The organism is Streptomyces sp. SID13031, assembly GCF_010548305.1.
Taxonomy (GTDB): Bacteria; Actinomycetota; Actinomycetes; order Propionibacteriales; family Kribbellaceae; genus Kribbella.
This window is the reverse complement of sequence record NZ_JAAGLV010000012.1, coordinates 108,966-133,711: the sequence shown is the minus strand read 5'-3', so window position 1 is coordinate 133,711 and position 24,746 is coordinate 108,966. Positions and strand designations below refer to the sequence as shown.

21 protein-coding genes are annotated in these 24,746 nt (G+C 67.7%); 10 read left to right on the top strand and 11 right to left on the bottom strand.

What is annotated here, in order from left to right:
* Positions 1 to 39: 39 nt before the first annotated feature.
* On the top strand, positions 40 to 768 hold the full coding sequence (locus G3I17_RS23965; protein ID WP_164599815.1) for a Type 1 glutamine amidotransferase-like domain-containing protein: 729 nt from the start codon (positions 40 to 42) through the stop codon (positions 766 to 768).
* A 60-nt stretch (positions 769 to 828) separates the two neighbouring features.
* Positions 829 to 1,554: a class I SAM-dependent methyltransferase gene (locus tag G3I17_RS23960; RefSeq protein WP_164599814.1), complete on the top strand. Its 726-nt coding sequence runs from the start codon at positions 829 to 831 to the stop codon at positions 1,552 to 1,554.
* A gap of 13 nt (positions 1,555 to 1,567) precedes the next feature.
* Here G3I17_RS23960 and G3I17_RS23955 read toward each other — a convergent pair whose 3' ends face one another.
* The gene (locus tag G3I17_RS23955) at positions 1,568 to 1,876 is read right to left on the bottom strand and encodes an STAS domain-containing protein (protein WP_164599813.1); all 309 of its coding nucleotides are present in this window, start codon (positions 1,874 to 1,876) and stop codon (positions 1,568 to 1,570) included.
* Positions 1,877 to 2,009: 133 nt separating this feature from the next.
* Between G3I17_RS23955 and G3I17_RS23950 the strand changes: the two genes are divergently transcribed.
* The 4 genes from G3I17_RS23950 (at position 2,010) to G3I17_RS23935 (ending at position 7,913) form a co-directional block, all read left to right on the top strand.
* Positions 2,010 to 2,345, top strand: coding sequence for a hypothetical protein (locus G3I17_RS23950; RefSeq protein WP_203590651.1), 336 nt, complete (start codon positions 2,010 to 2,012; stop codon positions 2,343 to 2,345).
* Between the two features lie 174 nt (positions 2,346 to 2,519).
* Complete coding sequence (locus G3I17_RS23945) at positions 2,520 to 3,161, top strand: RNA polymerase sigma factor (protein WP_164599811.1); 642 nt, start codon at positions 2,520 to 2,522, stop codon at positions 3,159 to 3,161.
* Position 3,162: 1 nt separating this feature from the next.
* Positions 3,163 to 4,323, top strand: a complete 1,161-nt coding sequence (locus tag G3I17_RS23940; protein WP_164599810.1) for a CU044_5270 family protein — start codon at positions 3,163 to 3,165, stop codon at positions 4,321 to 4,323.
* 113 nt (positions 4,324 to 4,436) lie between these two features.
* Positions 4,437 to 7,913 (top strand): S8 family serine peptidase, encoded by a 3,477-nt coding sequence (locus G3I17_RS23935; protein WP_164599809.1) that lies wholly within the window; start codon positions 4,437 to 4,439, stop codon positions 7,911 to 7,913.
* Here the strand turns inward: G3I17_RS23935 and G3I17_RS23930 are convergent.
* Positions 7,888 to 8,109, bottom strand: a complete 222-nt coding sequence (locus tag G3I17_RS23930) for a hypothetical protein (protein ID WP_164599808.1) — start codon at positions 8,107 to 8,109, stop codon at positions 7,888 to 7,890. The genes G3I17_RS23935 and G3I17_RS23930 overlap by 26 nt on opposite strands.
* Positions 8,110 to 8,229: 120 nt before the next feature.
* On the opposite strand from G3I17_RS23930, the gene G3I17_RS23925 reads away from it, so the two are divergent.
* Together G3I17_RS23925 and G3I17_RS23920 are read left to right on the top strand one after the other, a co-directional pair.
* A complete protein-coding gene (locus G3I17_RS23925; RefSeq protein ID WP_164599807.1) occupies positions 8,230 to 8,823 on the top strand; it encodes an ATP-grasp domain-containing protein in 594 nt (197 codons plus the stop codon).
* Between the two features lie 68 nt (positions 8,824 to 8,891).
* On the top strand, positions 8,892 to 11,393 hold the full coding sequence (locus G3I17_RS23920; RefSeq protein WP_164599806.1) for a DEAD/DEAH box helicase: 2,502 nt from the start codon (positions 8,892 to 8,894) through the stop codon (positions 11,391 to 11,393).
* On the opposite strand, the gene G3I17_RS23915 is transcribed toward G3I17_RS23920, so the two are convergent.
* The gene (locus G3I17_RS23915; protein WP_164599805.1) at positions 11,380 to 12,600 is read right to left on the bottom strand and encodes an MFS transporter; all 1,221 of its coding nucleotides are present in this window, start codon (positions 12,598 to 12,600) and stop codon (positions 11,380 to 11,382) included. The two genes, G3I17_RS23920 and G3I17_RS23915, sit on opposite strands and share 14 nt — an antisense overlap.
* A gap of 76 nt (positions 12,601 to 12,676) precedes the next feature.
* On the opposite strand from G3I17_RS23915, the gene G3I17_RS23910 reads away from it, so the two are divergent.
* Positions 12,677 to 13,222 carry a CGNR zinc finger domain-containing protein gene (locus G3I17_RS23910; protein WP_343238400.1) on the top strand — a complete coding sequence of 182 codons (546 nt, stop codon included), beginning with the start codon at positions 12,677 to 12,679 and terminating at the stop codon, positions 13,220 to 13,222.
* Here the strand turns inward: G3I17_RS23910 and fabV are convergent.
* Together fabV and murA are read right to left on the bottom strand one after the other, a co-directional pair.
* Positions 13,212 to 14,393, bottom strand: coding sequence for an enoyl-[acyl-carrier-protein] reductase FabV (gene fabV, locus G3I17_RS23905; RefSeq protein ID WP_164599804.1), 1,182 nt, complete (start codon positions 14,391 to 14,393; stop codon positions 13,212 to 13,214). The two genes, G3I17_RS23910 and fabV, sit on opposite strands and share 11 nt — an antisense overlap.
* A gap of 46 nt (positions 14,394 to 14,439) precedes the next feature.
* Positions 14,440 to 15,726, bottom strand: coding sequence for a UDP-N-acetylglucosamine 1-carboxyvinyltransferase (gene murA, locus G3I17_RS23900; RefSeq protein ID WP_164599803.1), 1,287 nt, complete (start codon positions 15,724 to 15,726; stop codon positions 14,440 to 14,442).
* A 50-nt stretch (positions 15,727 to 15,776) separates the two neighbouring features.
* Between murA and G3I17_RS23895 the strand changes: the two genes are divergently transcribed.
* Positions 15,777 to 16,373 (top strand): cob(I)yrinic acid a,c-diamide adenosyltransferase, encoded by a 597-nt coding sequence (locus G3I17_RS23895; protein WP_164599802.1) that lies wholly within the window; start codon positions 15,777 to 15,779, stop codon positions 16,371 to 16,373.
* Here the strand turns inward: G3I17_RS23895 and sppA are convergent.
* The 6 genes from sppA to G3I17_RS23865 form a co-directional block, all read right to left on the bottom strand.
* Positions 16,370 to 18,028 (bottom strand): signal peptide peptidase SppA, encoded by a 1,659-nt coding sequence (gene sppA, locus G3I17_RS23890; RefSeq protein ID WP_164599801.1) that lies wholly within the window; start codon positions 18,026 to 18,028, stop codon positions 16,370 to 16,372. The two genes, G3I17_RS23895 and sppA, sit on opposite strands and share 4 nt — an antisense overlap.
* Positions 18,029 to 18,050: 22 nt before the next feature.
* A complete protein-coding gene (locus tag G3I17_RS23885; protein ID WP_203590649.1) occupies positions 18,051 to 21,398 on the bottom strand; it encodes a DEAD/DEAH box helicase in 3,348 nt (1,115 codons plus the stop codon).
* A gap of 46 nt (positions 21,399 to 21,444) precedes the next feature.
* Entirely contained in the window at positions 21,445 to 21,876 is a 432-nt protein-coding gene (locus tag G3I17_RS23880) for a DUF2550 domain-containing protein (RefSeq protein WP_164599800.1), read from the bottom strand.
* A gap of 92 nt (positions 21,877 to 21,968) precedes the next feature.
* On the bottom strand, positions 21,969 to 22,373 hold the full coding sequence (locus tag G3I17_RS23875; RefSeq protein WP_164599799.1) for a F0F1 ATP synthase subunit epsilon: 405 nt from the start codon (positions 22,371 to 22,373) through the stop codon (positions 21,969 to 21,971).
* Positions 22,373 to 23,827 carry a F0F1 ATP synthase subunit beta gene (atpD, locus tag G3I17_RS23870; RefSeq protein WP_164599798.1) on the bottom strand — a complete coding sequence of 485 codons (1,455 nt, stop codon included), beginning with the start codon at positions 23,825 to 23,827 and terminating at the stop codon, positions 22,373 to 22,375. The genes G3I17_RS23875 and atpD overlap by 1 nt, the downstream gene beginning before the upstream one ends.
* Before the next feature lie 5 nt (positions 23,828 to 23,832).
* The gene (locus tag G3I17_RS23865) at positions 23,833 to 24,744 is read right to left on the bottom strand and encodes a F0F1 ATP synthase subunit gamma (protein ID WP_164599797.1); all 912 of its coding nucleotides are present in this window, start codon (positions 24,742 to 24,744) and stop codon (positions 23,833 to 23,835) included.
* Positions 24,745 to 24,746 lie beyond the last annotated feature (2 nt).

The window sequence follows — 24,746 nt, the reverse complement described above, 5'->3', positions numbered from 1 at the left end:
GCATCCCGCCGTCAGGTGGCCACTCAGAAGGGTCGGAAGATGAGAGCTCTTCTCACGTCGAGCGGGATCAAGAACGACAGCATCCGCGATGCGCTGGTCGAACTGCTGGGCAAGCCGATCGCCGAGTCCAGCGCCCTCTTCATACCGACCGGCATCTACCCCTTTCCCGGCGGGGCCGGGATGGCGTGGCAGTCGATCACCGGGCCGTCGGCGTTGGGCAACCTGGGCTGGAAATCGTTGGGGCTCTTGGAGTTGTCGGTGTTGCCGAGCATCGAGGAGGACGCCTGGGTGCCGGCGGTCCGGGACGCCGACGCGTTGCTGGTATGGGGCGGCGACCCGCTGTTCCTCGCTGACTGGATGCGGCGCTCCGGGTTGGCCGATCTCCTGCCGACGCTGCGCTCCGAGGCGGTCTACGTGGGGGTAAGCGCCGGGAGCATGGCTGTCACCTCCACCTTCGTCGAGACCTACACCGAACCGCCCCGCGGGAACCATGGAGCGGTGAAGTCGGAGGACATCGTCTTCACCACACCCGACGGTGACGTCAACAGAACCCTGGTCACCGGACAGGGAGCGGGGCTCGTCGACTTCGCGGTCATCCCGCACCTGGAGCACGAGCACCACCCAGACGCTTCCCTGGCCAACGCCGAGAAGTGGGCAGCCCGGATTCCTGCCCCGACCTACGCGATCGACGACCAGACCGCCATCAAGGTGGTCGACGGCACGGTCGAGATCGTCTCCGAGGGCCAATGGAAACTGTTCCAGCCCTGACCCGGCCGGGGCAGCTCCTGGAGCCGGTGAACTGACCGGTTCGGACGGTAAAATTCGGTGGTGAACGGCGAAAGCGGTCCCCGGATTCATACTGTCGATCAACTGCTCGACGTCCTCGACCAAGTGGTGGCGGCCAGCGCCCGGGGAGATCGGTCGCAGAAGACCTCCGCCGAGTTCTGGACCGAGATGCTGACGAGGCCCGGCCATCCGCTGGCGACGCAACTGCCGGACGAGGCGCTGGCCGACTGGCATGAGCGTGGACTCCTCGGCGACCTGACCGGCGCCCGCGTGCTGGACATCGGGTGCGGCGGTGGGCGCAACACCAATTGGTTCGCCCAGCAAGGTGCCACGGTCGAGGGCATCGACCTGGCAGCACCGTTGCTGGACAGCATTCGACCGACGATGCCGGCAACGGTGACCCTCACGGCGCTCGACGTCCTGCGCGAGCCGCTGCCCGCCGGACAGTTCGACCTCGTCTACGACTCAGGCTGCTTCCACCACATCGCCCCGCACCGGCGACTCACCTACCTCGAACGCGTCCTCCCAGCCATCTGCACCGGAGGCCGCTTCGGCATCGTCACCTTCGCCGCCGAGCGAATGAAGACCCCAACCGACGCCGAGATCGTACTGACGGGTGACACCGACGGCGGGCTGGCCTTCACACTCGACGACCTCCGAGGGATCTTCTCCCCACTGAACCCGGTCGAACTGCGTGCCGTCCGGCCGGACCGTGAGGGACTATTCGGCGCCGACTTCCTCAACGCCGCGTTGTTCACCGCCGCTTAGTGCGAGGGGGTACTCAGGCCGAGATCGGGAGGGGGGTCCGTTCTACGTGGAGGATTCGGTGGAGGCGGGTGACCGCGAGGATGCGGATCACCGCCGGGAGTGGGTGGCGTAGTACCAGTTGGCGGCCGAGGAGTTGGGTCCGGCGGTGGGTTGCCACCAGCAACCCGAGGCCGGTCGCGTCCAGAGCGTCCAGCGACTCCAGGTCGACGATGACGTCGCCTTCGGAGTTGTCGATCAGCTGGTTGAGCTGTTGCCGTACTTCGCCCACCGAGCGAACGTCCAATAGTCCGGTCAGATAGATCACAGGGGTCGGTGCGAGCATGTCCGTGCCCTCCGCTCTTCCGGCGGCCCCCGAGAATCGGCCGCGCTTGCAGCGTGTGTTGGTAAAGACTCCCTGGCGACACGTTAGGTTGCCAAGACTTCGAGACCTTCCATTTCGCGAGACAATGGTGTCCGTGTTCGCGGAGCACTATTTTCTCTTCCCGGTCGTGGCGATAGCGCTGGCCGGGGTCATGGTGCTGCTCACCCGATGGGCCTTCTCCAAGGCCAAAGGCGGATCCCTGGTGCGCCGTACTGACTATTCGGCCGCCGAAAAGGACAGTTTCGGACTGTTGGTCGACGTCGGCAGCGTCCAGACGTACAACGAGGCGCGGGTGAAAGTCTCGATGCTGAAGGATTTCGGGATCAAGGCGACCGCCGCCCGCACCAAACAGGGCACCGGCCAGGGCTGGAGTGTCTACGTCTGGCCCGCCGACGAGCAGGCCGCCCGAGGATTCCTCAACTCCTTCTGACCCTCGTTGTCATCCGGATCGCCCCTCAGCGCGTCATGATCGCGGACTGTCAGAGGGGTCGAGAAGGGTATCGGGGACATCGGACAAGAACAGGGTGAGCCGGACGGCAGCACCAGCGCTGCCACGGGATCGACAGGTCCCGGCGTACGTCCGGCCGACGGCACGAGGAGTTCGATGACGCCCGACCTCGCCCTGGCGACGCTCGCGTTGCCCGGCCGGCCGCTGGTGTCCAGCCGGATCGAGGTGGTCCCGGACGAGGACGCCCGGATCCTCGAGTCGTCGGCACGCGAACCCGACCGGTTCACGCTGATCTTCGACCGGTACTTCCCGCAGGTGCACTCGTACGTCGCCCGCCGGCTGGGCACCGATCTGGCCGACGACCTGTCAGCGGAGACGTTCCTGATCGCGTTCCGGCAGCGGGCCAAGTTCGACAGCCGCAACGGCGTCGTGCGTGCCTGGCTGTACGGGATCGCGACCAACCTGATCCGGCGCCACCGCCGCGACGAGGTACGGGCGTGGCGGGCGACGGCCAAGTTGCCGCTGCCGTCGCCGTCGAGCGGGCACGAGGAGCGGGTCGCCGCCCAGGTGACCGCGCAGGGCGCCAGCCGCGAGCTGGCCGCAGCGCTGGCAAAGGTGTCCACCAAGGACCGCGAGGTACTCATGCTCGTGGCTCTCGGCGAACTCACCTACGACGAGGTCGCGGCCGCTCTCGGCATCGCCTACGGGACCGTGTGCTCACGCCTGTCCCGCGCCCGCCGGGTGGTCCGCGAACACCTCGGCAACACCGATCCCACCGCAACTCGTGACGAGGTCTGAGATGAACGAGTTCGACAAGATCCGCAAAGCCTTCCCCGAGCAGCCGGGCCCGTCCACGGACGCGACCGTCAAGGCCCGCCGGCAGGTCCAGGCGCTGATCCGCGAGGCCCAGAACGAGGCGCAGACCGCCCGCCGCCGCGACCGCTGGTACGCCGCCGCGAAGTCCGGCCGGGTGGGAGTCGTGCTGACCGCGACGGCCGCCACCGTGGCACTCGCCGCGCTCGCGACGCCGCTCATCCTCTCGCCCGGCTCCGGTGCCGGGGACGCGGGACCCGTGCCGAGCACGGTCACGCCGGCGACGCCCCGGCTGATCACGGCCAGCCAGGTCCTGGTCCAGCTCGCCATCAAGCAGGAGAGCAACGAGAAGGTGTCCGGCAAGTACTTCCGGGTCCGCAACCTGCAGATCCGCGGTCTGATGGAGGTCGGCTCACCGAAGTACAAGATCGAGCAGAAGAGCATCACCGAGAGCTGGATGCCGATGCGCCAAGGGGTCGAGTCCTGGTTCGGCTGGGTCGACCTCGGCGCCCGGCCGGTGACTCGTGCGGACACCGCCAAATGGCAGGCCCAGGGCTCGCCCACGCAGTGGCCGATGACCGAGACGGATCCGGTCACGATGGCGCCGGGTGAGCCGGTCGTCAACAAGATGACGTTCGACGAGGTGCCGCCGGGCTACTACCTCAGCGGCGTGAAGCCGGTGACCGCCCAGCAGATCCAGGCGCTGCCGACCGATCCCGAGAAGCTCCGCGCAGTTCTCGCGGCGGATCCTGACCACGATCTGACGGCCGACGACCTCAACTACCAGGTCTTCAGCGCGGCCGGCCGGCTGCTGTTCGAGATGCCGTCGCCGCCGAAACTGCGGGGCGCCGCGCTGCGGGTGCTGTCGATGCTGCCGGGGGTCCGGCTCCAGGAGAACGTCAAGGACCCGATCGGCCGGGTCGGCACCCAGATCAGCATGGACTGGGTGAAGCGCGGCCGGCCCTCCGGCAGCCCGACGAGGTTGTACGACGGCCGCACCGACTTCATCGTCGATCCGTCCACCGGCCGGCTGCTGAGCCAGAGTTTCGACGGCTCCGAGAGCCGCGCCAAGAGCGGTGCCATCGTCGTCCTCGAATCCGGCTGGACCGACGAGAAGCCCACGCCGCCCTCGCGCGCCATCCGCTAGACCCTCCCCCGCCGCGGAGCCCCGCTAGAGCCCCTCGCTCGTTCCGGTGCCGGCCAACACGCCGCCACCGCGCTTCACCCTGCCCGGAAACGCCCATTCTGAGAGGTGAACCCTTGTCCCGATCCAAAAAGCTGGCGGCGGCCACCGCGCTGTCCCTCGCGGCCATTGCAGCTTTGGCGGTCCCTGCCGCCGGTCTCCAGAGCCCACCACCGACCAGCCTGCCCAGCGCCGGCACTGACGGGGCCGACGCTGGGCCGGCCGGTACGTCCGTCGCACCGCTGACCATCACGCTCGTGACCGGCGACAAGGTGACCGTACGGCGAACCGCCGGCGGTTACGTACCCGTCAACGTCCAGCCCGGCTCCGGTCGCGAAACAATGGCCTTCCACAAGGTCTCCTTCAAGGACAAGCAACTCGTCGTCCCGCTGGACGCCTTCGCACTGGTGACCTCGGGCGTGGTCGACGAGCGGCTGTTCGACGTCAGCCTGCTCGCCAACCTCGGCCTGGACGACAAGTCGTCACCCCGTCTCCCCCTCCTGGTCCAGTACGCCGCCGGCGGCGCTGCCCGTACCGTCCGCTCCGCCCTGCCGGAGGGCACCACGGTCAAGCGCGAACTGCCGATCATCGACGCCGTCGCGATCGGCCAGGAGCGTTCGCAGGCCGGTGACCTGTGGTTCAACTGGCTGAACAGCCCACAGGCCAGGCGCAAGACCGGCCTGGCCGGCAGCGTGAAGAAGGTCTGGCTGGACGGCGGCGTCACCCCGAACGTGGACCGCAGCGTCCCGCAGATCGGCGCCCCGGCCGCCTGGCAGGCCGGCTTCACCGGCAAGGGCGTGAAGGTCGCCGTCCTCGACTCCGGCTACGACGCGACGCACCCGGACTTCAAGGGCCGGGTGATCGCGACCAAGGGATTCACCGCCGACGATGAGGGCCACGTCGACGAGAACGACGTCGTCGACCGGGTCGGCCATGGCACCCACACCGCCTCGACGGTGGCTGGTACCGGAGCCGCGTCGGATGGCAAGTACAAGGGCGTCGCTCCGGATGCCGACCTGATGATCGGCAAGGTGTGCGGCGACCGCAACTGCGAGTCGTCCGCGATGATCGCCGGCATGCAGTGGGCGGCCGGCTCCGGCGCCCGGGTGGTCAATATGAGCATCGGCGGCGGACCCACCGATGGCACGGACATCCTGTCCGAGACCGTCAACGAGCTGACCGCTAGTACCGGGACGCTTTTCGTCATCTCGGCCGGCAACTTCGGCGCTGAGCAGAGCGTGTCGACGCCGGCCGCCGCGGATGCCGCCCTCGCCGTCGCGTCGGTGACCAAGTCCGACACCCACAGCGACTTCTCCAGCCAGGGCCCACGCGTCGGCGACCTGTCGGTGAAGCCCGAGATCTCCGCACCGGGCAGCAAGATCGTCGCAGCCCGCGCCGCCAACACCCCGCTGGCGCCCTTCGCGATCAACGACTCGTACGCCGAACTGTCCGGTACTTCGATGGCCGCGCCGCACGTTACCGGCGCAGCCGCCCTGATCGCCCAGCAGCACCCGGACTGGAAGGCCCCGGAGCTGAAGTCGGCGCTGATGGGCTCGTCGCTCGAGCTGGGCGGCCAAGGGATCTACACCCAGGGCGCCGGGCGGGTCGATGTCGCGCAGGCGATCAAGCAGCAAGTGCTGGCGATGCCGAGCAACCTCAACCTCGGGCTCCAGGCAGCACCGCACAACGACGACAAGCCGGTCACGAAGCCGGTGACCTATGTAAACAAGGGCAACCGCCCCGTCCGCCTGACACTCCGTCTCGAAGGCGCCAAGCTGTTCCGCCTCGACCGGACCGCCGTCACCGTGCCCGCCAATGGCAGCGCGATCGTCAACGTCACCGCGACCACCTCCGGCCCGGAGGCCGAGGGCGCCTATGCTGCCTGGCTTGTTGCCAGCGGCAACGGATCGACGATCCGCAGCACGATCGGCGTCGGCAAAGAGGTGTCCACCTACTCTCACACCCTGCAGATGACGGATCGCACCGGTGCGCCCGCCACCAACGACGACCTGCATCTGGCCGGCACCTACTTGATCGATGTCGAGCGCCGGCAGGCGTATTCGGTCGCGGCCGGCCAGACCGTCAAGCTCCCGGCCGGGCACTACCTGGTCGACGGATATGCCGCCACCCTCAGGTCCGGTGCGCCGGGCTTCCAGGAGATCACCTACTACACCGAGGGTGACCTGGTGATCGGCAAGACCGGGCCGGTTGTGCTGGACGGGCGCAGGGCAGCGAAGGTCGCCTTCAAGGCTCCGGTCACTGGTGCCACCGCGGCGACCGGCGGGATCGGGATGAACCGGACACTCGCCACCGGGACCTACGTCGGCGGTGTCGGCCTCGACGGGAGCGGCGTTCCCAACGCGGAGCCTGAGCTCTACGTCGTACCGAACAAGACCGGCACAGCGAAGAACTACACGGCCTACGCGCACGTGGCCTGGGCCGGCGCGCCCGACGGCCCGGTCCCCGGCGTCGGCTCCTTCCTGAACAGCCCGTACCTCTACCACGATGTGTCCGTCTGGCCTGGCCGGATCCCGGCGCACCCGTCGGTCATCACCAACCCCCGCGACTTCGCGCACATCGACGCCTCGTACGCCGGTGAGCCGGGCTTCTACGCCGACAACTACGGCTTCCCGACCGATCCGCATCCGGCCGCCGACGGCACGCGCCTGCCGCTGTTCGTGTTCACGCCGACGATCAGCATGAGCCTGCCGTTCCGGCGGGACGAGTACTACTCGACGAAGGGGGTGGCGTGGGCCTTCAGCAACGAGGTCTTCAGCTTCAGCGAGGAGAACGGCTATGAGTACCACTCGCTGGTCGACTCCGAGGTCTACAACTTCCGGGCCGGGAAGACCACGAAACTCGACTGGGAGCGTGGTGTCTTCGGGCCGAGCCTGCCTGACCCGCGGATCGGTAACCCGGGGCGCCCGGCGCTGCCGTGGGTGGCGCGCGATGGCGACAGCCTGAGCGTCTACGTGCCGACCTTCTCCGACGGCGCACCCAGTCGGCTCGGTGACGTGAGCAGTACCTCCGAGCAGACCACGCTGTTCCGCAACGGGCAGCAGCTCGGCTCGTCGGATTCGGTGGCCATCCAGACCTTCGCGCTACCGGCCGACGAGGCGACGTACCGGTTGGCGAAGGTGGTCAAGCCGGGTGCTGTGTGGACCAAGCTGTCGACGGAGATCTCCTCGGAGTGGACCTTCCGGTCCAAGCGGACGCCGGACGGTGTCGACACCGCGCTGCCGCTGCTGAACGTGCGCTACACGCCTCCGCTGGACGATCGCAACCGTGCGGCCGGTGGCAAGTTCGAGTTCCCGGTGACCGTACAGACGGCCTTCCTGGCCCCCGCCAAGCCGATCGTCTCCCTGCAGGTCTCAGCCTCCTTCGACGACGGCGGCTCGTGGCACCAGGTGCCGGTACGCCGTGCTGGCATCAACACCTTCAAGGCCACCGTCGACCAGCCCTCGAGCGGCTTCGTCACCCTGCGCTCCGTCGCCATCGATGCCGCAGGCAACAAGGTCACCCAGACCATCAAACGGGCGTACGAGCTGAGGTAACTCCCTCGAACACCTGGCGGCTCGCGGCTGAGGGGCTCCGAGCCGCCAGGGCTTCATTGGTGATCTCCAGCCCTGGGAAGCGGCGGCGCATGGCGGCCTCATAGCGATCGGCGTGCGCCGCGTCACCGATGTAGTCACCGATCTGATGTTGACCGAACCACAGGCGAACCCGGCGCCGGGACGACGAAACTGTCACACCGGCGAAGCTACAAGGCGCAATGACCGGTTGTGTTTCCGCTCGTTACAAGTCGAAGTCTTCGGCCTGCCGCGCGCAAGGAGCAAGCGAAGAACAGCCCGGCCAGGGACAATTCGATTCATGCTGCTGCTACCGGGGGACCCGCTCGACCCGCGAAGCGTGGATCCACGCTTCGCGGCCGAGGCGAGCGCCGCGCGCACCCTCGGAGTACCGGTGGCCGTCGTCGATCACAGTGCACGGGAGCATTGGGAAGACGTGGTGGCGGCCGTACCGGCTGCCGATGACGCCGTCTACCGCGGGTGGGCGATGACGCCGGCTGAGTACACCGCCTTCGCCAAGGTGCTCGATGCTCGCCGGGTGACCCTGCGGACGAGTCCCGACGACTTTTCGATTGCTCAGGACCGCTCCCGCTGGTCTGATGCGCTGCGGGCCGTAGTACTGGAGCAGTCCTCCGGCCCGGTCGTGCGGACCTGGTGGATCGGCGGGCGTTGCACCCTGACGACGCCCCACCCCGACACGCCCGGCCAGCTTCCCGACACGCCGGACCTGGTCGAGATCGAGCCGCTCGTCACCGATCTGGCGCTCCCCTTCGTGACCGTCGACCTGGTACGCCGTACCGACGGCGCCTGGCGAATCGCCGGGCTCACCGACGGCCAGATCAGCGACTGGCCCACGTCCCACCACCCCGCCGACCTCCTCGCAGCCCTCTTCTGAAACCTTGCGTCCGAACAACTGGAGGGGCGTCACCTTCACTTCTTCGGACGCAAGGGACAATGGAACCGATGACGCTGACCGAGAAGCTGCCCGGGACCACCGACGCCGATGCCCTGTACGACGCCTTCGCCACCTGGGTGGGCGAGCAGGGGATCTCGCTGTATCCGGCGCAGGAGGAGGCGCTGATCGAGGTGATGACCGGATCGAACGTGATCCTGTCCACCCCGACCGGCTCCGGGAAGAGCCTGGTCGCCACCGGGTCGCACTTCGCCGCGCTCGCGAACGGGACCCGCACTTTCTACACCGCGCCGATCAAGGCGCTCGTCTCGGAGAAGTTCTTCGCGCTGTGTGACGTCTTCGGCGCCGACAAGGTCGGCATGCTGACCGGTGACGCGTCCGTCAACGCCGGCGCCCCGATCATCTGCTGCACCGCCGAGGTGCTCGCGAACATCGCGCTGCGCGAAGGCTCCGAGGCCGACGTCGGCCAGGTTGTGATGGACGAGTTCCACTTCTACTCCGAGCCCGATCGCGGCTGGGCCTGGCAGGTCCCGCTGCTGGAGCTGCCGAAGGCGCAGTTCATCTTGATGTCCGCGACCCTCGGCGACGTCGAGCGCTTCAAGATCGACCTGGCCCGGCGAACCGGCCGGCCGACCTCGATCGTGTCGTCGGCCGAGCGACCGGTGCCGCTGATCTACAAGTACGTCACCTCGCCGCTGCACGAGACGCTCACCGAGCTCCTGGTCACCCACCAGTCCCCCGTGTACGTCGTCCACTTCACCCAGGCCTCCGCCCTGGAGCGCGCCCAGGCGCTGACCAGCATCAACGTCTGCACGAAGGAAGAGAAAGACAAGATCAAGGAGCTGATCGGGCACTTCCGCTTCAGCTCGGGCTTCGGCAAGACGCTGCAGCGGCTCATCATGCACGGCATCGGCGTCCACCACGCGGGCATGCTGCCGAAGTACCGGCGGTTGGTCGAGCAGCTCGCGCAGGCCGGGTTGCTGAAGGTCATCTGCGGCACCGACACCCTCGGCGTCGGCATCAACGTACCGATCCGCACCGTTCTGCTGACGGCGCTGAGCAAGTACGACGGACGCCGGCAGCGCATCCTCAAGGCGCGCGAGTTCCACCAGATCGCCGGCCGCGCGGGCCGCGCCGGGTACGACACGTCCGGCACGGTCGTCGTCCAGGCGCCGGATCACGTCGTGGAGAACGTCAGGTTGCTCGCGAAGGCCGGTGACGACCCGAAGAAGCAGCGCCGGGTCCAGCGCAAGAAGCCGCCGGAGGGTTTCGTCACCTGGGGCGAGGACACCTTCGACCGGCTCGTCGCCGCCGAGCCCGAACCGCTGCAGTCGCGGATGCGGGTCAGCCACGCGATGCTGCTGAACGTGATCGCCCGCGACGGCGACGCGTTCGCGAGCATGCGGCACCTGCTGCAGGACAACCACGAGGACTCCAAGGCGCAGATCCGGCTGATCCGGCGCGCGATCCAGATCTACCGCACGCTGCTGACGGCCGGTGTCGTCGAGCGACTCGACGAGCCCGACGAGTTCGGCCGGACGCTGCGGCTGACGGTCGACCTACAGAAGGACTTCTCGCTCAACCAGCCGCTGTCCACCTTCGCGCTCGCCGCGCTCGACCTGCTCGACCCCGAGGAGCCGACGTACGCGCTCGACGTGGTGTCGGTGGTCGAGGCGACCCTGGAGGATCCGCGCGCGATCCTGATGGCGCAGCTCCACCACGCCAAGGGCGAGGCCGTCCAGGGGATGAAGGCGGACGGGATCGAGTACGACGAGCGGATGGAGCTGCTCGAGGAGATCAGCTGGCCGAAGCCGCTCGAAGAGTTGCTCGAGGCAACCTTGGACATCTACCGCCAGACACACCCGTGGATCGCCGAGGCCGGGCTGTCGCCGAAGGCCGTGGTCCGGGACATGTTCGAGCGGGCGATGACATTCGGCGAGTACATCCAGTACTACGGCCTGGCGCGCTCGGAGGGCATCGTCCTGCGGTACCTGAGCGACGCGTACAAGGCGCTGCGCCAGACCGTTCCACCGGACAAGGCGAACGAGGACCTCACCGACCTGATCGAGTGGCTCGGCGAAGTGGTCCGGCAGACCGACTCCAGCCTGCTCGACGAGTGGGAGGAGCTGACCAATCCGACCACCGCGGAGGCCGTCGCCCCGGTCCCGCTCGGCCCGCGCCGGATCACCTTGAACAGCAGGGCTTTCCGGGTGCTGGTCCGCAACGCGATGTTCCGCCGGGTGGAGCTCGTCTCACTGCACCGCTGGGCCGAGCTGGGCCAGCTGGACACCGCATCCGGCTGGGATGCAGGCCGCTGGGCAGAAGCCGGCACTGAGTACTACGCCGAGCACACCAGCCTGCCGACCGGCCCGGCCGCGCGTGGGCCGGCACTCTTCATGGTCGAGGAGTACCCGGGCTACTGGGAGGTCCAGCAGATCATCGACGACCCAGAGGGCAACCACGACTGGCGAATCACCGCCACCGTCGACCTCGAGGCCTCCGACGAAGCCGGCGACCTCGTACTCGAGATGGTGTCGTTCAAGCCGCTGTAGGCACGGGGGTCTGCAGGGTGCGGATCTCCCTTGCCATCATCGGCAATGAGGAGAGCGCGATTCCTGCACTCCCGACGGCTACCGCTGCCGTCGTACCGAAGCTGGCGCCGAGCACGCCGCCGAGAGCGGCTCCGATCGGGAGTACGCCGAAGGTGAAGGTGCGGTAGGCACCGTTGCTCCTGGCAAGCGTGCTGCGCGGGATCAGCAACTGCCGAATCGTCACGGACAACACATTGGCGCTACCGAGACCGATCCCCGAGCCGAACTGGACGGCACCGAGCAGTACGCCGTACAGGATCCCGTGGCCGGGGAGCAGCGCCAGCAGGAGCGGTAGACCGGTCGACAAGATGAGCGATGCGCCGAAGGCTCGCCCGTAGCCGAGTCGCTTGGCCAACCGCAGTCCCAGCATCGCCCCCACGAAGGCACCCGCTCCCCCAGCACTCAGCGCAAGCCCATACCCACCAGCAGAAAGTCCGCGCTCCTTCACCGCCATCACCACTAGGTTGACGACGAGAATCTGGGCCGACGCATTGTAGAGCGCCGCATGAGCAGTCAGCCCGCGCAGAAACGGACTGACCTTGATCTGCCGCACTCCCTCCCACAAGCTCGGCCTCTCCTCCGCTACCGCCGCGCGGAGCTCCGGTCGGCGGGCACTGGCAACACCTAGCGCGCTGGCTAGGTAGGAGCACGCATCCACGACCAGTGCGAGCGCCGGTCCGAAGAGCTGCACCAGGAGGCCGGACAGGCCGGGACCACCCACCTGGGCTGCTGTTGCTGAGCCCTGCAATGCACGGTTGGCGGCGGGTAAGTCCTGCTCGTCTACGAAGTCTGGGAGGTAGGCGAAGGAGGCGATGTCGAACACCACGCTTGCCGCGCCGACCAAGAACCCGACCGCCACCAGCAGCGGCAGGCTCAGACCGTCCAAGGCCCACGCGACCGGCACCACTACGAGCGCCAGTGCCCTGACCACATCTGCGGCCACCATCACCCCGCGCTTGCGGCGGCCTTCCAGCCAGTGGCCGACGAGCAGTGGGAGCGCAGCGCTCGGCAGGTAGGTCGCCGTGGCGATGGCACTGACACCGACTGCGCCCGCGTCGAGCGTGAGTGCCGCCGTCAGCGGAAGGGCGACCGCCGTCACCTGGGTGCCAACAGCCGACACGGTGTGCCCCGCCCAGAAACGCCGGAAGTCTTGATCCTTGCTCAGCATCGTTACCTCTATCTTGGCCTCATCCGGTAACACCGTTACCGAATCATGCCGGGAAAGCGGTAACCTTGCAACTGTGATTCAGCCAGGAGCACGCACGCCGGCACCCGAGCCGCTGGTGCTTGTGCAGGATCTGGCGAACACGGTCGACCTGGAGATGGAGCGCGATCAGCTGCGCTCGCCCGGGGACCTGGCCGACTTCGCGGCCGTCCACCGCCTGCGGTTGACGTTCACCGCCGAAGACCTGGTGGAGATATTGGAGTTCCGTGAGGCACTACGAGATGTCTGCCAGGCCCACACGGGTGTGGAGGTCCCGGCGGCGTCAGGCGTAGTACTGGACCGCCTGCTCGCTCAGGCGCCGCTGCGGCTCGTTCTAGGCACAGACGGCAGCGCAGTTGTCCAGCCGGCGGCAGAGCTCATTGGGGTCAGCGCCTTGACGGCACGAATGGCTGCGGACATCGCGGCAGCCGTCGTTGACGGCACCTGGCCGCGTCTCAAGGCGTGCGGGGCGGACACGTGTCGCTGGGTCTACTACGACCGCAGCCCGGCCGGCCGCAGTCGCTGGTGCACGATGGCGATCTGCGGCAGCCGGAACAAGATGCGGCAGTACAGGGCTAGGACTTAGCTGGCCACTCCACGTCGACCTCTACCTCTTGGGCGTAGTCGACGCCGGCTACGTCGAAGCCGTAGAGGCGGCGGACCTCTTCGTAGAACCAGACCGTGTCGGCGACCTCTGCGATGTTGTCCTGGGTCGCGGCGTCCCATTGGGCTCGGACGGCGGCCTGTACTTCGTCGGCCAGCTCCCAGCGGTCCAGGCGGATGCGGCCGTCCTCGTCGAGGTCCAGGGGCTTCTCGCCAGTCAACTGGTCCCACAGGGCGATCGACTGCTGCATGGGCGTCTGCAGGGCGTCGCCGAGCACCTTGTGCAGCAGGCTCACGTACAGACCGATGCCGGGGATCGCGGATGACGCCTGCGTGACCGCGGCGCCGTTGACCGACGTACGGGCCTCTACGCCGTCTCGCTGGCGCAGCTCGCTTGCAGTGGCTTCCAGGTGGGCCTTGGCGGCGCCGATCGAGCCCTGCCGGTAGATCGGGCCGGTGAGCTCGGACCCGATGTAGGTCAGCGCGACGGTGCTGAAGCCGTCCTTGAGCAGCTTGCGTTCCTCCAGGGCGTCGATCCAGCGGGACCAGTCCTCACCGCCCATGACGGCTACGGTCTCGGCCACCTCCTCGTCGGTGGCGACCTCGATGCCGACCTCCTGCAGGACCGGCTCGCCGTCGTCGTACGCGAGGCTCTTGGTTTGGGCCGGCTCGCCGATCGCCTTGATGGCCGACTGGTACGTCGTCTCGGTGCGCGGGTCGACCCGGCGAGGCGCCGCGACGCTGTAGATCAGGTAGTCGACTCCCCCGAACTTCTCCTGCAGCAGGTCGAGCACGTCGCTCTTGGTGGTGTCGGCGAACGCGTCGGCGTTGAGGAAGTGGAAGTCGCTGCCCACGCTCTCGGCGTACGCGGCGGTGGCGGCGGTCCGGTACCAGCCCGCGGTCGCCGTACGCCGGGCCGGCGCCTTCTCGAAGGAGATGCCGATGCCGTCGATCCCGTACCGCGCCAGCCCGGCGATCGTCGCCGCGAGGCCGTAGCCCGAGCTGGAACCGATCACGAGCGCGACCGGACGGGTGTCCGGCGTCCGGGCCTCGATCTGCTCCGTCAGCCCCCGCACGATCGACTCACACCCAGCTGGATGCGAGTCGAGAAAGAGGAACCCACGGCCGACGGGCTTGATCACTCGCTCAGTCATGCGACCGACCCTAACCCGCCCACCCCACCCCACGGCATTTCGGCGGTTAGTTCCAGTAGAGCTCGGCGTCGTCTGGTTCGACGGTTACGTCGGCGCCTAGGCGGCGTAGGTTGCCCGCGAAGTCGGTGTAGCCGCGGTGCACGTGGTGGGCGGCTGAGACCAATGTCTCGCCCTCGGCCGCGAGGCCGGCGATCACCAGTGCGGCGCCGGCGCGGATGTCGCTGGCGACCACCGGGGCGCCGGACAGTCGCGGTACGCCCCGGACGACGGCGTGGTGGCCGTCGGTCTGGATGTGGGCGCCGAGGCGGGTGAGCTCCTGGGCGAAGGTGAAGCGGCCCTCGAAGAGGTTCTCGGTGACCATTGCGGCGCCGTCGCTGAGCGCGTTCATCGCGATCACGAACGCCTGCAGGTCGGTCGCGAAGCCCGGGTAGGGCAGCGTGACGACGTCGACCGGCTTCGGGCGGTCGTGCATCTGCACCCGGAAGCCGGGGTTCAGCACGGTGATCTCGGCGCCGGCCTTGTGCAGCTTGTCCAGCGGCAGTTCCAGGTGCTCGGCATGACCGTTCGAGATGGTGATGTCACCCTTGGTGATGGCGGCCGCGAACGCCCAGCTGCCGGACACGATCCGGTCCGGAATGGTGACGTGGTCGACCGGCTTCAGCAGCCCGTCCACCCCGGTCACCTCGATCCGCGGCGAGCCGGCGCCGTCGATCTGGGCGCCCATCTCGACCAGCATCGCCGCGATGTCCTGGATCTCCGGCTCGCGGGCGGCGTTTTCGATCACCGTGGTGCCCTTGGCGAGCACCGCGGCCATCATGATCGTCTCGGTCGCGCCGACGCTCGGGAAGTCCAGCCAGACCTCGGCCCCGTGCAGGCCCTGCGGCGCCTCGGCGATCACGAAACCGTGCTCGATATGGACTTTCGCGCCCATCGCCTCGAGTCCGGCCACGTGCATGTTGAGCCCGCGAGAGCCGATGTTGTCACCACCCGGCAGCGCCACCTCGGCGCGCCCGCAACGGCCGAGCAGCGGGCCCAGTACAGAGATGGAGGCCCGCAGCTTGCGGACCAGCTCGTAGTCGCACTGATGGCCGATCTCGGCCGGTACGGCGATGGTCGCGCTGGCCGTCTCCGGGTCGACCTTGACCGAGCACCCGAGGGTGTCCAGCAACTGGGCCATGAAAGTGACGTCGAGAATGCTCGGCACCTGCCGCAGCGTCGTCGTACCCTCTGCCAGCAGTGCCGCCGCCATCAGCTTCAGGACGCTGTTCTTCGCGCCTGCCACTTCGACGCTGCCCTCGAGCCGTGCCTCACCTGCGATCCGAAACCGTTCCACCTGCTGACTGTATCGGCTCGGGATTCCAGCCTTGCGTAGAGTGCCGTGACATGGCTGTGAACTTGACGCGGATCTATACCCGGACCGGAGACGCCGGCGAGACCCGCCTTGGCGACATGAGCAAGGCATCCAAGACCGATGCGCGGGTGGTGGCGTACGGCGACGTGGATGAAGCGAACTCCTCGATCGGCGTCGCGATCGCCGCCGGGCATCTGAACAGCTCCCTGGTGCTGCTGCTGACCAGGATCCAGAACGACCTCTTCGACGTCGGCGCGGACCTGTGCAACCCGATCACGCCCGACCCGGAGTACCCGCCGCTGCGGATCACCCAGGACTACATCGACCGGCTCGAAGGCTGGTGCGACGAGTACAACAACCGCCTCACCAAACTCCGCTCCTTCATCCTCCCCGGCGGCACTCCCGGCGCGGCCTACCTCAACGTCGCCCGCACAGTCACCCGCCGAGCAGAACGCTCCGGCTGGACCGCCGTGGAAACCCACGGCCCCACCGTCAACCTGCTGGCTCTCACCTACCTGAACCGCCTGTCGGACCTACTCTTCATCCTCGGTCGAGTAGCCAACCTCTCCTCCGGCGGCGACGTCCTGTGGATCCCTGGCGGCGACCGCGACCCCAAGCCGCAAGCCTAGGTAAGGCGCCAGTCCATCGGCATGGTGAGGACGCCGGTGGGTGGGAGGCCTAGGGCTGCGTAGATGGTGCTGGTGATGCCGTCTGCGGTCCATGACTTCGCGGTGGCTGCCAGGTCTTCGGTGGACTCCGGTGGGCGCAGCCGCTCCAGGAAGGAGCGGTGGGGGGCCGCGGTGAGGGTGATGTTGTCCCGGTCGAGGCCGGCTCGCTCGCAGGCGATGTGGAGGGCGCGTTCGAAGCCGCCCAGTTCGTCGACGAGTTTGCGTTCGTGGGCGTCGGCGCCGGTCCAGACCCGGCCTCTGGCCAGGGCTTCCAGGTCTGGTACCGGGAGGCCTCGGTCTTGGGCTGCCTTGGCGACGAAGTCCTCGTAGATGCGGTCGAGGCTCTCTTCCAGGCGCTCCCACTGCTCGGTGGTGAACTCCTCCTGGGCGGAGTACATCCGGGCGTTCTGGCCTTGGGAGACGGCCTCTTGGGAGATGCCGATACGGCCAAGGGCATCCCGTACTACGCCCTTGCCGGAGAAGACGCCGATGGAGCCGGTGATGGTGCCCGGTTGCGCCACGATGACATCGGCGGGCATCGCCACGAAGTACCCGCCTGAGGCGGCCACACTGCCCATGGAGGCGATCACTGGGCGACCGGTGGCTCGCAGGCGCAGTACCTCGTGCCTGATGGCGTCAGACGCCACGTACGAGCCGCCGGGGCTGTCGATGCGCAGTACGACGGCCTTGACCTTGTCGTCCTCGGCTACAGCGCGCAGAGCGGCGCCGATGGTGTCCGAGCCCGAGCCGGGACCGCCGATCGGGCCACCGCCTGAGTTGCGGCCGACACTGATCCCGCCGCTGACCCGGATCACTGCCACCACAGGCTTCTGCGGCCATGGGAGGTTCTTGCGCACTTCCTGGAGAGTCCTGGGCCCGCGGCGGATGTAGCGCTCGGCCAGCAGCAGCGTGTTCTCCCCCAGCCTCTTGTCCAACGCGTCGTACACGTCCGACCGGTAGCCGAGCTGGTCGACCAGCCCTGCGTCACGACCGGCCTCCGCCGACAGCGGCGCATCGTCCACGAGCTCCCGCACCTTCGCGGGCTCCAGCCGGCGCCGTACGGCGATGCCTTCGACGATCTGCTCGTACGCCGACTCGGCCAGCCGCGACGCCATCTCGCGGGCCGGCCCCGACATCTCCTTCTCGGTGAAGGTCTCGACGGCCGACTTGTACTCCCGACGCTTCCCGAATTGCGGAATCACGCCCGCCTTGTCCAGCGCGCCCTTGATGAAGGTGGCCTGGATGGAGACACCCGTGATCGCGAGATCCCCCGACGGCTGCACCCAGATCTCGTCGAACGCGGTCGCCAGGTAGTACGGCACAGTCCCGCCGCCGACCTCGCCGAACGACTCGGTCCAGGCGACCGCACCCTTCCCCGACGCCCGGAAGTCAGCGACGGCCTCGCGCAGATCCTGCACCTGAGCCAACGACAACGCGGGCCCACCCAGATGTGCGACCAGCCCGACCACCTGGTCGTCCTTCGCGCCCTTGCGCAAGGCCCGCACCAACTCGCGCATGGTCGGCAGATGCCGCGCCCGAAAAGCCGCCAACGGCGACCCCGGCTGCGTCTCGAGAACCCCACGCGTCAGATCCAGCTCCAGCAGAATGCCCGTCATAAGTCGACTCTAGACAGACCGCTCAACTGAACAAGCCCCGGATGTCGTCAGGGCTGAGGCCGGCACCGAAGGCGTTGCCCTCGTCCATCACGCTGGCGAACAGAGCCGCCTTGCGTTCCTTGAGCTCCATCACCTTCTGCTCGATGGTGTCCTTGGCGATCAAGCGATACACCATCACCGTCTTGCTCTGTCCGATCCGGTGGATGCGGTCCACAGCCTGGGCCTCGGTCGCCGGGTTCCACCACGGATCGAGCAGGAAGCAGTAGTCCGCCTCGGTCAGGTTCAGGCCGACGCCGCCGGCTTTGAGGCTGATCAGGAACAGCGGCGCGCTGCCCTCCTTGAACTTCTTCAGGACTGCCGGCCGGTCGTGGGTGCTGCCGTCGAGATAGCAGTACTCGATCCCGTCCGCGTCCAGACGCTGCCGGACCAGATCGAGGAAACCAGTGAACTGGCTGAAAACCAGAGCCCGGTGACCGCTGCCGATGATGTCGGGGATCTGCTCGAGAAGGGCGTCGATCTTCGCACTCGGCAGCTCGCTGTGCACCTCGTCGACCAGGCCCGCGTGCAGGCTCAGCTGCCGCAGAATGGTGAGCGACCGGAAGATGGTGAACCGGTTCTTGTCGAAGTCCTCGACCAGCCCGAGAACCTTCTGACGCTCGCGCTGCAGTTGGGTCTGGTAGATCTTGCGGTGCCGCGGGGAGAGCTCCACCTCGATCACCTGCTCTTGCTTGGCAGGAAGGTCTGCAGCCACCTGCTCCTTGGTCCTGCGCTTGACCAGCGGCTTGATCCGGCGACGCAACTGGGCCAGCCGCTCGAAGTCTCCCTGCTTCTCGATCGGGCGGGCGTAGTACTGATCGAAACGGGTCGGGCTGGGGAACAGACCGGGCGAGGTGATCGAAAGGAGCGACCAGAGCTCCATCAGGTTGTTCTCCATCGGCGTACCGGTGATGGCCAGCTTGAAGGGCGCGGGAAGGCGCCGGCAGCACTGGTAGAGCTTCGACTGATGGTTCTTGGCGAACTGCGCTTCGTCGAGAACCAGCCCGGCCCACGACCGGTCGGCGTACGCGTCGATGTCGAGACGGAACAACGTGTACGTCGTGACCACCACGTCGGCGTCGCCGATCACCTCGTCGAGAGTCTGGCCACGGCGGCGCAGGGTGTCGGAGACCACCACCACCTTCAGCCCGGGAGCGAACCGGGCCGCCTCGGCCGGCCAGTTCGACACGACGCTGGTGGGAGCGACGATCAGGAAGGGTCCGGTGCCGGGATCGGTCTCCTTGGCGTGGGCGATCAAGGCCAGTGTCTGCAGGGTTTTGCCGAGTCCCATGTCGTCGGCCAGGATGCCGCCCAGCCCGAACTTCCAGAGGAAGGCCAGCCAGCGGAATCCCTCCAGCTGGTACGGCCGCAGCGAGGCATCGATCATCGCCGGGAGCTCGGTCTGGTCGGCCTGGTCCACCGATCGCAGCGCGGTCAGCTGGTGCTGCCAGACCTCGGCCTGACTTCCCACGACGCCGAGCGCTTCCAGCTCATCCCACAGGCCGACCTGGTACCGGCTGATCTTGAGGCTCTCGTTGGGAATGTCCTGGAGGGCTTGCGCCTCCTCGATCAGGTGCCGCAACGCTCGCAGTTCTGGCTTCTGCAGGCTGAAATAGGCGCCGCTGGTCATCAGCACGGACGACTTGCCGGCCGTCAGGGCGCGGAAGACGTTGACGAACGGAATCCGCTGCCCCTCGACCCTGATCGTGATCCCGAGATCGAACCAGTCCGTCTCACCGGCCTCGGCCGAGGTCGAGACCTCGACGGACAGCGAGTCGCCGACCTCGCGGTAGTTGGCCGGGGTGCCACTCACCTCGACGTCCACCAGCGGCTGCGCGGCCAACTGGGGCAGCAGTTCGGTGCTGAACCGCACGGTGTCGAAGCCCTGGAGTGAGGATGTGGGCCGCAGCTCACCCTCGCCCTGGCCCGCTAGCGCCGGGTAGTCCTTCGGCAGGTCGAGCCCGGCCAGGATCTCGCGTTCCTGCTCCAGATCGCGGTAGACCTCGCCATCAGACGGCGCCGGCCCCAGCGGCACCCGCAGTTGCGAGTCGTCGACCTGGTACAGCCAGCTCCAGCTGAGGTCCAGCGCGTGGTCAGCACCGTAGCTGGCCTGCAGGCTCAGCTCCGGGCCGGAGATCGACGGCGGGGTGAACGAGCCGTCGGAGGAGATGACCGTGGCCACCTGCCGAAGCTTCGGGTAGTACTCCGCGCGGAAGCGGGCGCCGTCCGCCGTTGGGATCCGCAGCTCCTGCGCGGCCAGGGCGACCTGCTGGAGCTCCGGCGGTACCGGCCGGGTGAACCTGGCCAGCCGGAAGCGCAACCCCTCGATGTCAGCGGATGGACCGAGATCCGGCCGGTCCACCCAGACCAGCCCGTGCCCCTCGGCGCCGATGAACTCGACGGGGACCACGTCCGAGGGCGGATCTACTCGGATGACCGGCCGGATGAGGAGAGCGCCGGATAGCTGGTCGGTCGTGATGTCCAGGCAGAACTCGGCGACGCCGTACGGATCGAGATCCCCGGATCGCTTCTTGCTGTAGACGAGGCGCACGCCGACTGCCAGCGCCTGGTCCAGCAGGGGCCACAGTTGCCGGCTGTCGAAGGCCGACAGCTCGAGCGTCTTCTCGTCGCCGTGGTGATACGCCCTGGCCCGGCGCGAGGTGTAGGACGCGTACAACTCCTGGAGCGCCTGCGAGTGCGCCCTGAGCAGCTCACCGTAGGGGTTGTCCAGCGCGGCCCAGGTCAGGTTGCCCCTGATCCAGCCGTTCTTCCCCTGCTTCATCACTCGGGCGATGAGCACAGGCTCACCCGATCCAGACCGGCGCTTCGTCGAGTACGGGGCCGGAATCACCAGGGACAGCTCGATCGCGAGCGGCGCTGACCCCGCTCGGTCGCGGAGGGTAGGCGTCTCCCGGCCGACCAGAGAATCCAGCGACGTCTCCCAGCCAACCGCCCGGCCGACGGGCGCAGGCTCCGGTTGCGCAGGCGCCGCCGTGGCAGCCGACAGGCCCGACTCGCCTGACTCCGATGAGGACAGGATGGCTTTCAGTGCTACTGCGGCGACGTGCTTGCAGTCGAGCCCGACCGGGCAACTGCACTCTCCGTCGAGATAGCTCGCCTGGCCGTCATCGCCGAACGAGACGAAGACCGCCACCTCGTAGAGGTTCTCCAACTGCCCCCGCACCCGACCACGCAGCGCACTCGCCGACGAATCCCACCAGGCCGACCGAACAGCCCCACTGTGGGCATAACCAAGCCCCCGCGCATAGGCGGCCATCCCCACAGCGTTCTTCACCTCAACAGCACTGAGGCCGGTCAGCCGTACCGAATTCACGCGATCACGTTAGCCAAGGTCACCGACAGAATCGGGAGGCTGGGACCTACAGATAGGTCTGGGTGCTGGGGGGTGCGGATTCCATCCAGGCCAGGACGCCGGTGAGGGCTTCTTCGGTCATGGCGAAGTGGACTGTGCGGTCGCGGAGGGCAGCGTCGACTATTACGTGGCCGGCATACGTCACGAGGGGCTCGTTGCCCATCGGGCGGCGGGTGGTGACGCCTTCCAGCTGGCGGCGGTTGACGGTCAGTTTGGGCCACCAGGCGAGGCTGAAGACGCGGAACCATTGGAGGTCGTCGCCTACGTAGCGGGCCAGGCCGAGGGCCCAGCCGCGGCCGTGGTCCTTCTCAGCGAGTTGCAGGCTGCAATCGAACGTGCCGCCGTCCCTGGACAACCAGCGACGACGGCACGCGAAAGCGATGATCAGCAGTACGGCAGCAAGGCAACAGACCCCGACCAATTCGAGGACTGTGCTCATAAGTTGCCAACCTCATTCCTGGTGCCCTCGCTGTGGTGACACCATCCCCGAACCGTACTGACTGTGACTCTGTTCAATTATTGCAGGTGGGTTCAGGACGCCTTCTCGGCGGCCCTCACCCTGGCCTCGGCGACGCGCACCTGCTCCTGCTCGTCCTCGCCGTCGGTCCCGGTCGACTGAGCCTGCTCGAGCGCCCGCTTGGCCTCTTCGAGGTCGATGTCGTGCCCCATCTCGGCGTTCTCGGCCAGGATCGAGACCCGGTCGTTCGCCACCGAGATGAAGCCGTCCGGCGCGGCCGCGACGAAGTACTCGTCGTCGATCGTCCGCACCTGGACGGTGCCACCTTGCAGGAGACCCAGCAGCGGCGCGTGGCCGGGGAGGATACCGACGTCGCCGTCGGTGGTACGGGCGATGACGATCTTCGCCTGCCCCTCCCAGACCACCCGCTCGGCCGCGACCAGCGCGACCTCGAGGTGCCTACCGGTGTCTTCCGCCATCAGAGTTCCTTCTGGAGCTCAGCCCAACGCCGCTCGACGTCGTCGAGCGAACCGACGTTGAAGAAGGCCTGCTCGGCGATGTGGTCGCACTCGCCCTCGGTGATCTTCTTGAACGACTCGATGGTGTCCTTCAGCGGCACCGTCGAACCCGGCGTGTTGGTGAACTTCTCCGCCATGTACGTGTTCTGCGAGAGGAACTGCTCGATCCGGCGCGCGCGGGCGACGGTGATCTTGTCCTCTTCGGAGAGCTCGTCGACACCCAGGATGGCGATGATGTCCTGCAGTTCCTTGTTCTTCTGCAGGATCTGCTTCACCCGGACGGCCACGTCGTAGTGCTCCTGGCCGATGTACTGCGGGTCGAGGATCCGCGACGTGGAGGTCAGCGGGTCGACGGCCGGGTACAGACCACGCGACGCGATCACTCGCGACAGCTCGGTGGTCGCGTCCAGGTGCGCGAACGTGGTGGCCGGCGCCGGGTCGGTGTAGTCGTCGGCCGGTACGTAGATCGCCTGCATCGAGGTGATCGAGTGACCCCGGGTCGAGGTGATCCGCTCCTGCAGAACGCCCATCTCGTCGGCCAGGTTCGGCTGGTAACCCACCGCGGACGGCATCCGGCCGAGCAGCGTGGAGACCTCGGAACCGGCCTGGGTGAAGCGGAAGATGTTGTCGATGAACAACAGCACGTCCTGGCCGGCGACGTCGCGGAAGTACTCCGCCATCGTCAGCGCCGACAGCGCGACGCGAAGACGCGTGCCCGGTGGCTCGTCCATCTGGCCGAAGACCAGCGCGGTGTCCTTGAAGACGCCCGCGTCTTCCATCTCACCGATCAGGTCGTTGCCCTCACGGGTGCGCTCACCGACACCGGCGAACACCGAGGTGCCACCGAAGTTGTGCGCGATCCGGTAGATCATCTCCTGGATCATCACGGTCTTGCCGACGCCCGCACCGCCGAACAGGCCGATCTTGCCGCCCTGCACGTACGGGGTGAGCAGGTCCAGCACCTTGATGCCGGTCTCCAGCATCTCGGTCTTGGACTCGAGCTGGTCGAAGGCCGGCGCCTTGCGGTGGATCGGCCAGCGCTCGGTGATCTCGAACTCGGACTCGTCCTGGCTCAGGCACTTGCCCGTGACGGACCAGACCCGGCCCTTGGTGACGTCGCCGACCGGCACGGAGATCGCCGCACCGGTGTCGCGTACCTCGGTACCGCGGACCAGGCCGTCGGTGGGCTTCATCGAGATCGCCCGGACGATGTTGTCGCCGACGTGCAGCGCGACCTCGAGGGTGATCGTGGTGGTGACGTCGGCCAAGGTGATGTCCACCTCGAGCGCGTTGTAGATGTCGGGCATCGCGTCCGCGGGGAACTCGATGTCGACGACCGGGCCGATGACCCGGGCGACGCGACCAACGGCGCCTGCCGCGCCGCTGTTGTCTTTCTCGGTAACCGTGGCAGTCATCTCTCTCACTCGCTCCCGGCGTTGGCATCGGCCAGCGCGTTGGCGCCACCGACGATCTCGCTGATTTCCTGGGTAATGGCCGACTGCCGCACCTGGTTGTACTCGCGGGTCAGTCGTTCGATCAGATCTTGCGCATTGTCCGTCGCGGACTTCATCGCGCGTTGCCGGCTGGCGAGCTCGGAGGCCGCCGCCTGCAGCATGCAGTAGTGGATCCGGCTCGCGACGTACTTCGGCAGCAGCCCGTCGAGCACGTCCTCGGCGGACGGCTCGAACTCGTACAGCGGCAGTACATCTTCCGCGGCCGGCGCCTCTTCGCCCTCGACGACCTCCAACGGCAGCAACCGGATCACGTCCGGCTTCTGGGTCAGCATCGAGACGAACCGGGTGAAGACGATGTGGATCTCGTCCACGCCGCCCTCCTCGGTGGGCTTGAGGAAGGACTCGATCAACGCGTCGGCGACCTCTCGGGCCCGGGCGAACGACGGCGCGTCGGAGTCACCGCTCCACGACTGCGCGACCTCGCGCTGCCGGAAGGTGTAGTAGGCGATTCCCTTGCGCCCGCTGAGGAACGGAACGATCTCCTTCTCGTCCTCGCGCAGCAGCTGGTTCAGCCGCTCACCTTCCCGGATGACCGAGGAGGAGTACGCGCCGGCCTGGCCGCGGTCGGAGGTGATCAGGAGAACCGCGGCCCGCTTCGGGTTCGGCTTCTCGGTGGTCAGCGGGTGGTCGACGTTCGAGAACGTCGCCACCGCCGACACCGCTCGGGTGAGCTCACGCGCGTACGGACCGGCCGCCTTGGCGCGTTGCTGCGCCTTGACGATCCGGGACGCCGCGATCAGCTCCATCGCGCGGGTGAGCTTCTTGATCGTGGAGACGGAGCTCCGCCGATCCTTCAGCTCACGTTGGGTTGCGGGCATGG